16 protein-coding genes are annotated in these 14,136 nt (G+C 62.2%); 14 read left to right on the forward strand and 2 right to left on the reverse strand.

Going from position 1 to position 14,136, the window contains the following annotated elements:
* The first annotated feature begins 41 nt into the window (after positions 1 to 41).
* The 13 genes from V8J83_RS01155 (at position 42) to cysE (ending at position 10,964) form a co-directional block, all read left to right on the forward strand.
* Entirely contained in the window at positions 42 to 626 is a 585-nt protein-coding gene (locus V8J83_RS01155) for a head-tail connector protein (RefSeq protein WP_339982580.1), read from the forward strand.
* Positions 623 to 949, forward strand: a complete 327-nt coding sequence (locus V8J83_RS01160; RefSeq protein WP_339982583.1) for a head-tail adaptor protein — start codon at positions 623 to 625, stop codon at positions 947 to 949. The genes V8J83_RS01155 and V8J83_RS01160 overlap by 4 nt, the downstream gene beginning before the upstream one ends.
* Positions 946 to 1,356 (forward strand): DUF3168 domain-containing protein, encoded by a 411-nt coding sequence (locus V8J83_RS01165; protein WP_339982586.1) that lies wholly within the window; start codon positions 946 to 948, stop codon positions 1,354 to 1,356. Before V8J83_RS01160 ends, V8J83_RS01165 begins: the two co-directional genes overlap by 4 nt.
* Before the next feature lie 40 nt (positions 1,357 to 1,396).
* Positions 1,397 to 1,810: a phage major tail protein, TP901-1 family gene (locus tag V8J83_RS01170; RefSeq protein WP_339982588.1), complete on the forward strand. Its 414-nt coding sequence runs from the start codon at positions 1,397 to 1,399 to the stop codon at positions 1,808 to 1,810.
* A 3-nt stretch (positions 1,811 to 1,813) separates the two neighbouring features.
* A complete protein-coding gene (locus V8J83_RS01175) occupies positions 1,814 to 2,128 on the forward strand; it encodes a gene transfer agent family protein (RefSeq protein ID WP_339982591.1) in 315 nt (104 codons plus the stop codon).
* Positions 2,125 to 2,346, forward strand: a complete 222-nt coding sequence (locus V8J83_RS01180) for a rcc01693 family protein (protein WP_339982594.1) — start codon at positions 2,125 to 2,127, stop codon at positions 2,344 to 2,346. The genes V8J83_RS01175 and V8J83_RS01180 overlap by 4 nt, the downstream gene beginning before the upstream one ends.
* Positions 2,330 to 2,995 carry an RcGTA-type gene transfer agent tail tape measure protein gene (locus tag V8J83_RS01185; protein ID WP_339982597.1) on the forward strand — a complete coding sequence of 222 codons (666 nt, stop codon included), beginning with the start codon at positions 2,330 to 2,332 and terminating at the stop codon, positions 2,993 to 2,995. Before V8J83_RS01180 ends, V8J83_RS01185 begins: the two co-directional genes overlap by 17 nt.
* A 12-nt stretch (positions 2,996 to 3,007) precedes the next feature.
* Positions 3,008 to 3,640: a phage distal tail protein, Rcc01695 family gene (locus tag V8J83_RS01190; protein ID WP_339982600.1), complete on the forward strand. Its 633-nt coding sequence runs from the start codon at positions 3,008 to 3,010 to the stop codon at positions 3,638 to 3,640.
* Positions 3,637 to 4,515, forward strand: coding sequence for a phage/gene transfer agent baseplate hub protein (locus V8J83_RS01195; RefSeq protein ID WP_339982602.1), 879 nt, complete (start codon positions 3,637 to 3,639; stop codon positions 4,513 to 4,515). Before V8J83_RS01190 ends, V8J83_RS01195 begins: the two co-directional genes overlap by 4 nt.
* Entirely contained in the window at positions 4,512 to 4,964 is a 453-nt protein-coding gene (locus V8J83_RS01200) for a C40 family peptidase (protein WP_339982604.1), read from the forward strand. Before V8J83_RS01195 ends, V8J83_RS01200 begins: the two co-directional genes overlap by 4 nt.
* Before the next feature lie 12 nt (positions 4,965 to 4,976).
* Complete coding sequence (locus tag V8J83_RS01205; protein WP_339982606.1) at positions 4,977 to 9,347, forward strand: baseplate multidomain protein megatron; 4,371 nt, start codon at positions 4,977 to 4,979, stop codon at positions 9,345 to 9,347.
* Positions 9,340 to 10,047, forward strand: coding sequence for a DUF2793 domain-containing protein (locus V8J83_RS01210; protein WP_339982608.1), 708 nt, complete (start codon positions 9,340 to 9,342; stop codon positions 10,045 to 10,047). The genes V8J83_RS01205 and V8J83_RS01210 overlap by 8 nt, the downstream gene beginning before the upstream one ends.
* 98 nt (positions 10,048 to 10,145) lie before the next feature.
* The gene (gene cysE / locus V8J83_RS01215; protein ID WP_339982610.1) at positions 10,146 to 10,964 is read left to right on the forward strand and encodes a serine O-acetyltransferase; all 819 of its coding nucleotides are present in this window, start codon (positions 10,146 to 10,148) and stop codon (positions 10,962 to 10,964) included.
* Positions 10,965 to 11,035: 71 nt separating this feature from the next.
* On the opposite strand, the gene typA is transcribed toward cysE, so the two are convergent.
* Together typA and irrA are read right to left on the reverse strand one after the other, a co-directional pair.
* The gene (gene typA, locus V8J83_RS01220) at positions 11,036 to 12,853 is read right to left on the reverse strand and encodes a translational GTPase TypA (protein ID WP_339982612.1); all 1,818 of its coding nucleotides are present in this window, start codon (positions 12,851 to 12,853) and stop codon (positions 11,036 to 11,038) included.
* Between the two features lie 166 nt (positions 12,854 to 13,019).
* A complete protein-coding gene (irrA, locus tag V8J83_RS01225) occupies positions 13,020 to 13,439 on the reverse strand; it encodes an iron response transcriptional regulator IrrA (RefSeq protein WP_339982614.1) in 420 nt (139 codons plus the stop codon).
* Between the two features lie 186 nt (positions 13,440 to 13,625).
* On the opposite strand from irrA, the gene fabA reads away from it, so the two are divergent.
* Complete coding sequence (gene fabA / locus V8J83_RS01230) at positions 13,626 to 14,135, forward strand: bifunctional 3-hydroxydecanoyl-ACP dehydratase/trans-2-decenoyl-ACP isomerase (protein ID WP_339982616.1); 510 nt, start codon at positions 13,626 to 13,628, stop codon at positions 14,133 to 14,135.
* The last annotated feature ends 1 nt before the right edge of the window (position 14,136 follow it).

A 14,136-nucleotide genomic window follows, 5' to 3' on the forward strand; every position in this document is an offset into this window, starting at 1 on the left:
CCCCAACAACTTTCCACCAAACTTTACCCGGAGAATTCAACATGATGATGGTCGAATTGACCTCCGTGCCTGCCGCCGTCTTGCCGATTGATGCGCTGTCGGAGCACCTGCGCCTGTCCTCCTGGTTCGCGGATGACGGCAGCCAGAATGCGCAATTGGAAAGCTGCCTGCGTTCGGCGCTTGCAGCGATTGAAGCGAGGATTGGGAAGGCCTTGTTCCAGCGCCAATTCGTATTGACGCTGCTGGGGTGGTCGAGTGAGGGCAGTCATGCCCTGCCGATTGCACCGGTGGCGCAGATTGACTCGATCACGATGATCGCGCGCGATGGAACAGCGCAAACCATCGACGCCGATAGCTATGCTGTTCAGCCCGATGGGCATCGCCCGCGTCTGGTGGCGACCCGCGGGAGCCTTCCTTCACCTGGTATTGGTGGGTCACTTGAAATGACATTCACCGCCGGCTTCAGTGCGGATTGGGACGGCGTGCCAGCAGATCTGAAGCATGGACTGCTGGCCTTGGCGGCGGAGTTTTACAATTTGCAGGCCCATGCGCCGCGGCAGATGTCCCCACATGTTATGGGTCTGATCGAGCCGTATCGGCAGCTGCGTCTTGGGGCATCGGCATGAAGGTTCCTCAGATCAATCGAAAGCTGATCCTCGAAGCGCCGGGGCGCGTGGACGACGGTGCGGGCGGGTTTTCAGAGACCTGGGCGCCGCTTGGTATCATCTGGGGTGAAGTGTTGGCCCGTGGGTCGGGCCGTGAGGCGGAGGCGTCGGAGCTCAAGCTCAAGGTCACCGTTCGTGCGGCTCCGCAAGGGGCCCCGAGCCGTCCGCGCGCGGACATGCGGTTTCGCGATGGTGAACGGATCTATCACATCGAAGCGGTGACCGAGGCCGAAGCGGCCGGGCACTACCTGGTGTGTTTCGTCAAAGAGGAGGTTGGCGCATGAGCTATGCCGCAACAGCCGCCCTGCAGGCTGCCGTCTACAGCGCGTTGGTCGCCGATGCGGAGGTCTCGGGTATGGCAGATGGCGCGATTTACGACGCATTGCCTGCGGGACCAGTGCCGTCGACCTACATCCGCCTCGGTGCCGAGCGGGTGCGCGATGCGTCGGATAAAACTGGGTCGGGCGCGGTGCATGATTTCCCAGTCACGATTGTGACGGATGCCGCCGGATACCATGCGGCCAAGCAGATCGCAGCCGCCATTTCGGACGCTTTGATCGATGCCGATTTGAGCCTCACGCGCGGCTCGTTGACGGCATTGAATTTCCTTCGGGCGCGGGCCCGTCGGGTCGCGGACACGCGCGAAATCGAGGTCTGGTTTCGTGCCCGGATCGATACGAGCGACGCCTGAAGGTCGACTCGCAACTCATTGACAATACTGGAGAAGCCCAATGACGGCACAAAGCGGTAAGGATCTTCTTGTGAAGGTCGACATGGATGGAAATGGCGTATTCGAGACGATGGCGGGCCTGCGTGCCAGTCGCCTTTCGTTCAATTCCGAAAGCGTGGATGTGACCAGCCTGGAATCTACCGGAGGATGGCGTGAGCTGCTGCGCGGTGGTGGTGTGAAATCAGCCGCGATCAGCGGTTCGGGCATCTTCCGCGACAGCTCCACCGACGAGCGGGCGCGCGACATCTTCTTTCAGGGCGAAATGCCCGACTTTCAGGTTGTCATACCCGATTTCGGGGTGGTGGAAGGCGCGTTTCAGATCACGTCCATCGAATATGCGGGCACACATGACGGCGAGGCGACCTACGAGGTCTCCATGGCGTCTGCGGGCGCGCTGACGTTCACCGCGGCCTAAGCCATGGCCAACCCATGGACCGGGGAGGTGGCGTTGGTTGTCGATGGCCAGCGCCATGTGGCGAAATTGACCCTTGGCGCATTGGCCGAATTGGAAGCGCGCCTTGGGGCCGGTTCCTTGACTGAAATGGTCAGTCGGTTCGAAGGCGAGGCGCTGAAGTCGGCGGATGTGCTGGCCTTGGTCTGTGCGGGCCTGCGCGGAGGAGGCTGGCAGGGTGATCTCGAAGATCTTCTCCACGCCGAGATTGAAGGGGGCGTTCTAGAGGCCGCGAGGGTTGCTGCACGGCTTCTGATGCTGGCCTTCCGGCCACAGCAATGAGCGGCGCAAAGGGCTTTGACTGGCCCGCGTTGATGCGTGTGGCGTTCCACGGCCTTGGATTGAACCCCGCCGAGTTTTGGGCGCTGACCCCGTCGGAATTTCTGATCTTGCTCGGCCCCGAGAGCGGGGCCGCGCCTTTGCGGCGTGATGCGTTTGAAGCACATTTAGCGCGCTTCCCTGACACGAAGGACGAGGATGGACATGACAGAGATGGATGACACGCTTGGTCGGTTTGACAGCGAAATTGCCGAATTGGAACAAAGCCTTGCAGGGGCGACCTCGATGGCGGCAGCGTTTCAGGGCGAGCTGCGCGAGATGCAGGGCGCGATGCTTTACACGGGTCGCGAAGTAAACTCGATGAGCCGCGCGATTGGCGGCGGGCTGCGAAGAGCATTTGATGGTGTGGTCTTTGACGGTATGCGACTGTCGGATGCCTTGCGCAGTGTGGCAACCTCGATGGTCGATGCCGCTTACAATACCGCGATGCGACCCGTTCAAGGTGCGTTGGGTTCGGCGATTTCGAACGGCATGAACGGACTTTTGAGCGGTATTCTTCCGTTTGAGAATGGCGGTGCGATCAGCCAGGGGCGGGTGATGCCCTTCGCGCGGGGCGGTGTGGTCAGCGGGCCGACGACCTTTCCGATGCGTGGGGGCACTGGTCTGATGGGGGAAGCCGGGCCGGAGGCGATCATGCCGTTGCGTCGCGGTGCGGACGGCAAATTGGGGGTGGCTGCTGCCGGTGGTGGCGGTTCCGTGAGCGTCACCATGAACATCACAACGCCTGATGTGCAGGGATTCCGACGCTCCTCGAGCCAGGTCGCCGCTGAAATGCAGCGTGCCTTGGCCCGCGGCCAGCGCAATCGTTGAGGGAGAAAGAACATGGGATTTCATGAGGTTCGCTTTCCCACCAACCTGAGCTTCGGATCGGTTGGCGGGCCTGAACGACGCACGGATGTGGTGGCTCTGACCAACGGCCACGAAGAACGCAATACGCCCTGGGCGCATTCGCGCCGGCGCTATGATGCGGGCGTCGCGATGCGCTCTCTCGACGATATTTCCGTGCTGATCGACTTTTTTGAGGCACGGCGCGGACAGCTTCATGGTTTCCGCTGGAAGGATTGGTCGGATTTCAAAACGACGAAACCCTCTGGCACGCCAGGCTTCCGTGATCAGGTGATCGGAATGGGGGATGGTGAAACGAAAACGTTTCAGCTTAAGAAAAACTATCAATCCGGCCCAAACACCTATGAAAGACCGATTTCGAAACCGGTGGAGGGCACAGTGCTGGCCGGTGTGTCCGTCGATGAGCAGATCGCGGGCGTGCATTTTGATGTCGATTACGCCAGCGGCGAGATCACCTTTGTGGATGCGCCACCTGCGGACGCCGAAGTAACGGCAGGGTTTGAATTCGACGTGCCGGTACGGTTCGACACCGACAGCATCCAGACATCCGTATCCTCTTTTCAAGCCGGTGAGGTGCCGAATGTGCCGATCGTGGAGATCCGGATATGAGCGTTCAAGCCCTTGATGAGCATCTGGAGTCCGGCACCACGGCCATTTCGAGGTGTTGGCGTGTGACGCGTTCGGATGGGAGGAGCTACGGCTTCACAGATCACGATTGCGACCTTGAATTTGAGGGTACGATGTTTCGTGCGGGCACCGGGCTCAGCGCAGCGGCGCTCAGCCAGACGACGGGCCTTTCGGTGGACAACACCGAGGCCGTAGGGGCGTTGAGCGATGCTTCGATCACGGAAGAGGACATCTTTGCGGGCCGGTTTGACGGGGCGGAGGTCGAGGCATGGTTGGTGCAATGGGATGAGCCCGAGAACCGGGTGCTGCAATTCCGTGGCTCATTTGGCGAGATCACACGGGCAAATGGCGGTTTTTCAGCCGAATTGCGTGGACTTGCCGAGAGGTTAAACGTCCCCACTGGACGCGTGTTCCAACGGTCGTGTCCCGCGGTCTTGGGGGATGCCGATTGCGGATTTGACCTGAATCAGCCTGGTTATGTGACCGAGGCGCAGATCACCACGACAGATGGGCGGATGTTCACCTTTGACGGGCTCACCGGGTTCACGCCGCGGTGGTTCGAGCGCGGGCAAATGCGTGTGCTTACCGGCGTGGCGGAGGGGTTGTCCGGAGCGGTGAAGCTGGACCGTGTCAACGGCACACTTCGTACCGTCGAGCTGTGGGATACCCTTCGGGCGGACGTGGCCGCTGGCGATATGGTCCGACTGGCCGCGGGGTGCGACAAACGCATGTCGAGCTGTCGGCTGAAGTTTGACAACCTGATGAATTATCGTGGTTTCCCGGACATCCCGGACGAGGATTGGCAGATGGCGCATCCGACACGAATGTCGGCCCGTGACGGAAGTTCGCGGCGATGAGCACGGTTGTCGACACCGCCCGGACCTGGCTTGGCACGCCCTACGTCCATCAGGCGTCGTGCAAGGGCGCGGGCTGCGATTGCCTGGGCCTTCTTTTGGGGGTCTGGCGTGAGATACATGGCCCGCTGCCCGCGCCTGTTCCGGCCTACACCAACGATTGGTCGGAAGTGTCGGGGGAGGAGCGCCTGCTGGAAGCGGCGCGTGCGCATCTGCTTGAGAAGCCCCGGGGTGAAGCCGCGCTGGGTGACGTCGTGATCTTTCGGATGCGCGCAAGTGCAGTGGCCAAACATGTGGGTATCCAGTCGGAAGTCGGCCCAATCCCGCGATTTATCCACGCTTATTCCGGGCGTGACGTCACGGAGAGCGTCCTGACCCGCCCTTGGGCACGACGCGTGGCAGCGCGGTTCTCGTTTCCGCCCCCCACACAAGACGCGGCTTCGGCCAAGTAAAGGACCCAACCGATGGCAACCATCCTTCTTTCCGCCGCGGGCGCCGCGGTGGGTGGCCTCGTGCAGGCCCCCATTCTGGGCATGACCGGGGCCGTTCTTGGCCGTGCCGCTGGCGCGACCCTTGGCCGGGTGATCGATCAGAGACTTCTGGGCACCGGAAGCGCTCCGGTCGAGACCGGGCGCACTGACCGGCTGCGCATTACCGGCGCCGGGGAAGGTGCCCCGATTGCGGCGCTTTACGGGCGTATGCGTCTGGGTGGGCACGTAATTTGGTCGACGCAATTTCTGGAGCAGCAAACCACGACCGGCGGCGGTAAAGGCGCACCTCCCAAGCCGAAGACCACCACCTATTCCTATTCCATCAGCCTTGCTGTCGCCCTTTGCGAAGGTGAGATTTCGCGTGTTGGCCGCGTTTGGGCGGATGGTGTGGAGATCGACCGTGAGAGCGTGACCTGGAGGCTCTACAAGGGATCGGACGATCAGCTTCCTGATCCATTGATGGAGGCGATCGAGGGCGAAGGAGAAGTGCCGGCGTATCGCGGCACCGCATATGTCGTGTTCGAAGATCTTGACCTGACTGCGTTCGGCAACCGCGTGCCGCAATTCGCCTTTGAAGTGGTCCGCGCGGCCAAACCTGCCGCGCCGCATGTTCCGTCCGCAGCCGAAGCAGTTCAGGCGCTGGCTCTGATGCCCGGCACTGGCGAATATGCCCTGGCGACCACGCCGGTTGCGATGCGCTACGGCTTGGCTCGTGGCGAGGCGGTGAACGTCAGCGCCGAGGGTGGAACCACGGATTTCGTGCAGTCGCTTGAACAGGCGCGGGAAACCCTTCCGAACCTGAAGTCGTTTTCGTTGATCTATTCGTGGTTTGGCGACGATTTGCGTGCAGGCAAATGCAGTGTACAGCCCAAGGTCGAGCAACGTGAGGTGGATGGCCAACCGATGCCCTGGAGGTCGGGTGGCATAGGTCGTGCGTCGGCGGAGGTCATCGCGCGTGTGGACGATCGGCCGATTTACGGTGGAACGCCCGCCGATGCGTCTGTGATTGAGGCGATCCGTGCGATTGTCGATGGTGGCCAACAAGTGACGCTTTACCCCTTTCTTCTGATGGAGCAGTTGGAGGGCAACGGCTTGCCCGACCCATGGGGTGCGGCGGAGCAACCGGTCCTCCCCTGGCGCGGACGGATCACGGGAGATCTCGCGCCTGGCAAGGCGGGCTCACCGGATGGGACGGAAGCGAACCGATTGGCGGTTGAGGCGTTCTTCGGCAATGTCACGGCGTCGGACTTTGGCGTGTCGTCGAACGCTGTGAGCTACTCGGGCCCGAGCGAATGGACATATTCGCGTTTCATTCTGCACGCTGCTGCCCTTTGTGCTGCTGCCGGTGGGGTCGAGGCATTTTGCATCGGTTCCGAGATGCGTGGCCTGACACAGATGCGCGATGAAAATGGCTTCCCGGCTGTTGATCACCTGATTGCATTGGCCGCCGAAGTGCGCGCTCTGCTGCCTGACACCAAGATCACCTATGCAGCCGATTGGTCGGAGTATTTCGGCTACCAGCCGCAGGATGGGACGGGCGATGTTTTCTTCCATCTCGATGCGTTGTGGGCAAATGAAAACATCGATGTCATCGCAATCGACAATTACGTACCCTTGTCCGATTGGCGCGACGGGACAGATCATCTGGATCATGCGCAGGGGCCGATCCATGCGCTGGATCATCTCAAGAGCCAGATCGAGGGCGGAGAGGGCTACGATTATTACTATTCCGGGCCGGAGGCGCGCGCGGCGCAGCGGCGTGAGCCGATCACCGACGGACAGGGCACGCCATGGATCTATCGTTACAAGGATCTGCGCAATTGGTGGTCCAATGAACATGTCGACCGGTTTGACCCGGTTCTTCGCAATGAGCTAGCCGACGGACGCCGGCCCGACCGCTGGTCGGAGGGTGCCGGTGCTACGTCGACCGCCGAGACCGGCGCCTATGGGCGGTATCTAACGGATCCGGTGCGTGTTGCGAGCGGTGGCAACGTGGATGCGCAGATCACTGCGCCGGGCACGTATGCGGTGGAGCTTGGCCAACGCTACGAGGCGCGGCTGGTGTTCCAATTGGGGTCATCGGCGGCTTATCGTGCGGGTTTCAACGGACCGGCAGGCTCGGTGATTGTCGAGGCGACGGGCGGCAATGTGAGCCCGCATTTTGCCGCTTCAGGGGCGATTGTTCACGAGCATGACGTCTTCACTAACGGTGATGGCATCACCGAACTGCGGCTGGTATTCGAATTCGACGCGGACGGATACATTTCGGGCCAGTTTGGACCCCTCAGCGCCACGGCTGGTGAAGATGTCATTTTGTACGGTCTCACCCTGACGCCGTATCCTTACCGCGCCACGGAATGGGTCCCGCAATCCAAGCCTGTCTGGTTTACGGAGTTCGGCTGTGCCGCCATCGACAAGGCCACAAACCAGCCGAACAAATTCCTCGACCCCAAGTCTTCGGAAAGCGACATTCCCCGCTTCTCCAATGGACGGCGCGACGACCTGATCCAGGCGCAATACCTACGTGCGGTCATGGATTATTGGGCGGAAGAGGGGCGAAATCCGAAATCTGATCAATATGATGGTCCAATGCTCGATCTGGGCAGGGCGCACGCCTGGGCATGGGATGCGCGGCCTTGGCCCGCGTTTCCGAACACGCTGAGCCTGTGGAGTGATGGTGCAAACTGGACCCGAGGTCATTGGCTGACGGGACGGCTGGATGCGCAGCCGCTTGAACTGGTCGTGGCAGACATTTGCGAGCGGGCGGGCCTCACGCATTACGATGTTTCGGCACTTCATGGCTTGGTCCGTGGTCATGTATCGGCTCAAACCGAAACAGCGCGCGCGCGGCTTCAATCGTTGATGATGGCCTATGGGTTTCAAGCGGTGGAGCGGGATGGGACGCTTGTGTTCCTCCCCATGCCGGACGTTCCTTCCAAAGTGGTCACCGCAGCCGATACCGCGCGTGATGACGACGGGGAAGGGGGCTTTACCCGGATCCGGGCGCCTGAGGCGGAAACGGTCGGGCGGCTTCGCATCGGCTTTGCCGAAGCGGAAAGTAACTATGGTGATAAGGTCGCAGAAGCCGTGTTCCCGGGCGACGGGGCTGATCAGGTGAATGATGTGGATCTGCCGCTGGCGCTGACTGGCGCAGAAGGGCAGGGGATGGCCGAACGGTGGTTGGCGGAAGGGCGCGTGGCGCAAGACACGTTGCGCTTCGCGTTGCCGCCCTCGGACCGCGCGTTGGGCGCGGGCGCTTTGGTGGCCACGGAAGATGGCCACACGTGGCGTGTGGACCGGGTGGAAGATCGCGGGTATCGCCAGATCGAGGCGTCCCGGGTCGAGCCATCGACGGCCATCCCCTCGGATGATGTGGAAGACGCCGTGCGGGTGGAACCGTTCGTGCCGCCGCTGCCGGTCACGCCTGTGTTCATGGATTTGCCGCTGCTGACCGGGGATGAGGTCGAACATGCCCCACATCTGGCCGTGGCCGCGAACCCTTGGCCCGGGAGTGCCGCGGTTTATTCCGCGCCTGGCAGCGATGGCTTCACGCTCAACAAGATCGTGGAGCAATCGGCAATTATTGGTACGTTGCAAACCCCTCTTTTCAAACAGAAACCCGGACTTTGGGATCGTGCAGGTGCCCTGCGGGTTGAGCTTGAATCCGGCGCACTGTCATCGACCGAAATGGCTTCCGTTCTGGCGGGGGCCAACGCTGCGGCGATCGGGTCCGGCCAGGATGATGTATGGGAAGTGGTCCAGTTCTCCCAAGCCACGTTGATCGGGCCCGGCACATGGGACATCGCAATGCGCCTGCGGGGGCAACTCGGCACGGATGCGGTCATGCCGGAGATCTGGCCCGAAGGGTCTGTTTTTGTGCTGTTGGATGCCGCGGTTGGTCAGGTGGATCTACCAAGCTCGGCGCGTGGGCTGGTGCGCACCTGGCGTGTGGGGCCGTCCCGGCGGGCTGTGGATGACGGCAGCTACACCGAACAAACTGTTGCATTTCAAGGCAATGGCCTGCGCCCCTACAGCCCGGTTCACCTGCGGGCGCCGCGAGCGGGAAGCGAACGGCAGATCAATTGGATCCGCCGCTCGCGCATTGATGCGGACAGTTGGGACGGTACGGACGTGCCGCTTGGAGAGGCGTCCGAGCAGTACATCCTGCGGGTTCTGGATGCTGGCGCAATCCGGCGTGAAGAGATCCTGACCACGACCGCGTTCACCTACACCGATGCGATGCGGGCCGCCGACGGCACGCAAAACAGCTACTTCATCGAGGTTGCCCAAGTCTCCGAACGGTTCGGAGCCGGGCCATTTGCAAGGACCGAAATCAATGAATGAGACCGCAAATCTGGCCCTTCCACTGTTGGCCCCCGCCCAGGCGCAAAAGCATGTGACGGTGAACGAGGCCCTGGTCCGTCTCGACGGCATCACGCAATTGCGCCTGTCCTCCGTGACCGAGACCACGCCGCCCGCTGCCATCGAAGGGTTGGCCTATGGCGTGCCGTCGGGCGCCGTGAATGACTGGGCCGGACAAGAGGGCAACGTTGCCTTGGCCTCCGGCGGCGGATGGGTGTTTGTCGCGCCGTCGCGCGGCTGGCAGGCGGTTGTGCTGGATGCTGGGGCCTTGGCGATTTTTGACGGGGCCGCGTGGCGGGTTGGGGCCGTGACAATGACGCCCCATGGCGCGTCGCTTGCGATGCGCTCGGTCGAACTCGACGTGACCCTGAGTGCCGGAAGCAGCGTCACCACACCCGTCCTTTTTCCTGCACGCTCAATTGCGTATGGTGTCACGGGCCGGGTCATCACGACGATCACCGGGGCCGCCACCAGCTGGGATCTTGGTGTGACGGACGAGTTGCAGCGGTTTGGGTCGGGCCTTGGTCTTGCACAGAACTCCTGGGTCAACGGGCCAGGCGCGCCGCAGGTTTTCTGGTCGCCCACAGCACTTGAGATCACGGCGCAGGGCGGTAACTTCGCGGGTGGCGCGATCCGGCTTGTGGCGCATTACGCAGAGCTGATGCTGCCGGATCCAATCTGAAGTGTAAGCTGAGCTGACATCTCTGACGATTTCGTTGCATGGACCTTTGCCCGCCTCTGCCCTATTCTGGGCAGGACGGTAGGCAAAGGAGGCCAGCCATGGCCCGCACGCAATCCCATGTGAGCGAACTTGATCCGGTCTGGCGCCGGATCACCGACGAGGCATCAAGCGCCATCGCCGACGAGCCATTGCTCGGCGGGCTGGTGCATGCCTGCGTGCTCCACCACCCCACATTGGAAAACGCCCTCGCGTACCGCGTGGCGCAGAAACTCGCGTCTTCCGAGATGTCCGAGCAATTGCTGCGTGAGATCGCAGACGAGGCCTTTGCCTCCGATCCGACCCTCGGTGCGCAGGTGCGTGCCGATATCGTGGCCGTTTTCGATCGCGACCCGGCCTGCCATCGGTTCTTGCAACCGTTGATGTATTTCAAAGGGTTCCAGGCCATCACCGCCTATCGTGTCGGCCATTGGTTATGGCGGACGGGGCGGCGCGACCTCGCCTATTTCATCCAAATGCGCGTCTCCGAAGTTTTCGGCGTGGACATCCATCCCGGCGCCCAGGTGGGTCAGGGGATCATGATCGACCACGCCCATTCCGTCGTCATCGGCGAAACTGCGATCGTGGGCGACAACGTTTCCATGCTGCATTCCGTGACGCTTGGCGGGACAGGCAAGGAAGAGGAAGACCGCCACCCGAAAATCGGCAACGGAGTCCTGATCGGGGCGGGCGCGAAGGTGCTTGGCAATATCGAAGTTGGCCATTGCTCGCGCATTGCAGCCGGATCTGTTGTCTTGGAGGCCGTTCCGCCGATGAAGACCGTCGCAGGCGTTCCCGCAAAGATCGTAGGAGAGGCGGGCTGTGCGCAGCCGTCGTTGACCATGGATCATCTGTTCGGCGGTGCCACGCAGGAGCTCTGACGACATCCCTCTAAATGAAATGACAAAAGCCGCGGATCGCTCCGCGGCTTTTTCGCGTTTTTGGCCCGTTTTTATCCCGCCCGCGCCTGCCGTTTGCGCTCGTGGGGGTCCAGATACCGCTTGCGCAGGCGCACGGCAGCGGGCGTCACTTCGACCAGTTCATCGTCATCGATATAGGCAATCGCCTGCTCCAGCGACATCGTCACCGGCGTGGTCAGTTTCACGGCCTCATCCGTGCCGGACGCACGAACGTTCGTGAGCTTCTTGCCTTTGAGCGGGTTCACTTCCAGGTCGTTGTCGCGGGAATGCTCACCGATGATCATGCCGGTATAGACCGGTTCCTGCGCACCGATGAACATCTTGCCGCGATCTTCCAGGTTCCACAGTGCGAACGCCACCGACGTGCCGTTTTCCATCGAGATCAGAACCCCCTGACGGCGGCCCGGGATCGGCCCCTTGTGAGGCGACCATTCGTGGAACACCCGGTTCAAAACGCCAGTGCCGCGCGTGTCGGTCAGGAACTCGCCGTGATACCCGATCAGGCCCCTTGAAGGCACATGCGCGATGATCCGCGTCTTACCCGCGCCGGCGGGTTTCATCTCTGCCAGCTCGCCCTTGCGCGCGCCGGTCAGCTTTTCGATCACCGCGCCGGAATAATCGTCATCGACGTCGATCGTGACCTCTTCGATCGGCTCGCAGCGCACGCCATCGATCTCGCGGAACAGGACCTGCGGGCGCGAAATGGAAAGCTCGAAGCCCTCGCGCCGCATGTTTTCGATCAGAACGCCCATCTGCAATTCGCCACGTCCGGCAACCTCGAACGCCTCACCGCCCGGCGTGTCGGAGATCTTGATCGCGACGTTGCTCTCTGCCTCTTTCATCAGGCGCTCGCGGATCACGCGGCTTTGCACCTTCTTGCCGTCCCGGCCCGCAAGCGGGCTGTCGTTGATCCCGAAGGTCACCGTAATCGTAGGCGGATCAATGGGTTGTGCTTCCAGCGGGTCATCCACGGCCAGCGCACAGATCGTGTCGGCCACGGTCGATTTCGACATCCCCGCAAGGCTCACGATGTCACCGGCCAGCGCCTCGTCGATGTCCTGCTGCGCAAGGCCACGGAACGCCTGAATGCGGGTCACGCGGAACTGCTCGACCTTTTCGCCAAGGCGCGACAAGGTCTGAACCGTTTGCCCCACCTTCAGCCGCCCGGATTCCACCCGCCCCGTCAGCAGCCGCCCCACAAAGGCGTCCGCGCCGAGGGTCGTGGCCAGCATGCGGAAATCCTCGTCCTGGCGTGCGATCTGCTTGGGCGGCGCGACGTGGTTCACAATCAGGTTGAACAGCGCCGAAAGATCCTTGCGCGGGCCGTCCAGGTCGTGATCGGCCCAACCGGACCGGCCGGAGGCATACATGTGCGGGAAGTCGAGCTGATCTTCGTTGGCGTCAAGATTTGCAAACAGATCAAACACTTCGTCCAGCGCGCGGTCCGGCTCCGCGTCTGGTTTGTCGACCTTGTTGAGCACCACGATGGGCCGCAGTCCCAGCGCCAGCGCCTTCGAGGTCACGAATTTCGTCTGCGGCATCGGGCCTTCGGCAGCATCCACCAGCAACACAACCCCATCGACCATCGACAGGATGCGCTCGACCTCACCGCCGAAATCGGCGTGGCCGGGCGTGTCGACGATGTTGATCCGCGTGCCCTTCCATTCGACCGAGGTGGGCTTGGCGAAAATGGTGATGCCGCGCTCGCGCTCCAGGTCATTGCTGTCCATCGCGCGTTCGGCCACGGCCTGGTTTTCGCGGAACGCGCCCGATTGCTTGAGGAGTTCGTCCACCAGCGTGGTCTTGCCGTGGTCAACGTGCGCGATGATCGCGATATTGCGGAGGTCCATGGGACGGGCTTTCGTTTGAAGAACGTGGGTTGCGGTGGCGTTTGCCCGCCTGCGCGTCCGGGCGCAATCGGAATTCCACGCATTCCGCCGGGAAAACCGCGTTTTCCAGCCGCACTGTCGGATCGGGCGGGTGTGGCCTTTGCCAATCCCTGACCGTGCAACCCGCCTAGCTGGTCTTGCGCAGGCGGATCACCACGTCGACCTTCGCGATCTCGTAGCCCTCGGGGACCGAGGGGAGCGTCTTGATCTCCAGTTCCGCCGCCGGCGCATCCGTCAGGTCGCCATCTTCTTCCAGGTAGAAATGCGGGTGATCGTCGATGCGCGTGTCAAAATAGCTGCGCGAGCCGTCGACCGTGACTTCCTGCATCAGGCCCGCGTCGCAAAACGCGCGCAGGGTGTTATAGACCGTCGCAAGCGACACCCGGTCGCCGGTGCCAAGCACTGCCTCATGCAGACCTTCGGCCGTCACGTGCCGATCCTGCCCGTCGCCCACCAGCAAAGACGCCAGCGCAAGCCGCTGCCGGGTGGGGCGCAACGCGGACTGGCCGAGCCAGCTTTTTGAGCGTTCAAGGACTTCGGGGGTCATGATCCCGGGGCTTTCGATCGTTTCAGCTTTATATATGGCGCAATGGACGCGGTTTGCAAAGGTCTGCTGGCGGCGATGCATTTTTGTGCAGGGACGGCCGCCCGAGCCACCCTTGCACCTGAAATGAGGCGAGTGTTAGACGGTGAGACGCCTGCGGGCGGCAACGACCAAATGACCGGGGGGCACATGGCCGACTATCCGACGAGCTTCGACAAGGACGATCTGCTGCGCTGCGCGCGGGGTGAGCTGTTTGGTCCGGGCAATGCGCAACTGCCCGAACCGCCGATGCTGATGATGGACCGGATCACCGACATTTCAGGCGACGGTGGCGCGCACGGCAAGGGCCACGTCCTGGCCGAGTTCGACATCACGCCCGAGCTGTGGTTTTTTGATTGCCACTTTCCCGGCAACCCGATTATGCCGGGCTGCCTCGGCCTCGACGGGTTGTGGCAGCTGACCGGTTTCAACCTCGGCTGGCGCGGCTGGATGGGGCGCGGCTACGCGCTTGGCGTGGGCGAGGTGAAGCTGAAAGGCATGGTGCGGCCCGACCGCATGATGCTGACGTACAAGATCGATTTCACCAAGGCGATCCAGACCCGGCGCCTGACCATGGGCGTGGCCGACGGCATCGTCGAGGCCGACGGCGAGGTGATCTACGAGGTCAAGGACATGAAGGTGGCGCTGAGCGAGAGTTGAG

It is taken from the genome of Gymnodinialimonas ulvae (assembly GCF_037543845.1).
Taxonomy (GTDB): Bacteria; Pseudomonadota; Alphaproteobacteria; order Rhodobacterales; family Rhodobacteraceae; genus Gymnodinialimonas; species Gymnodinialimonas ulvae.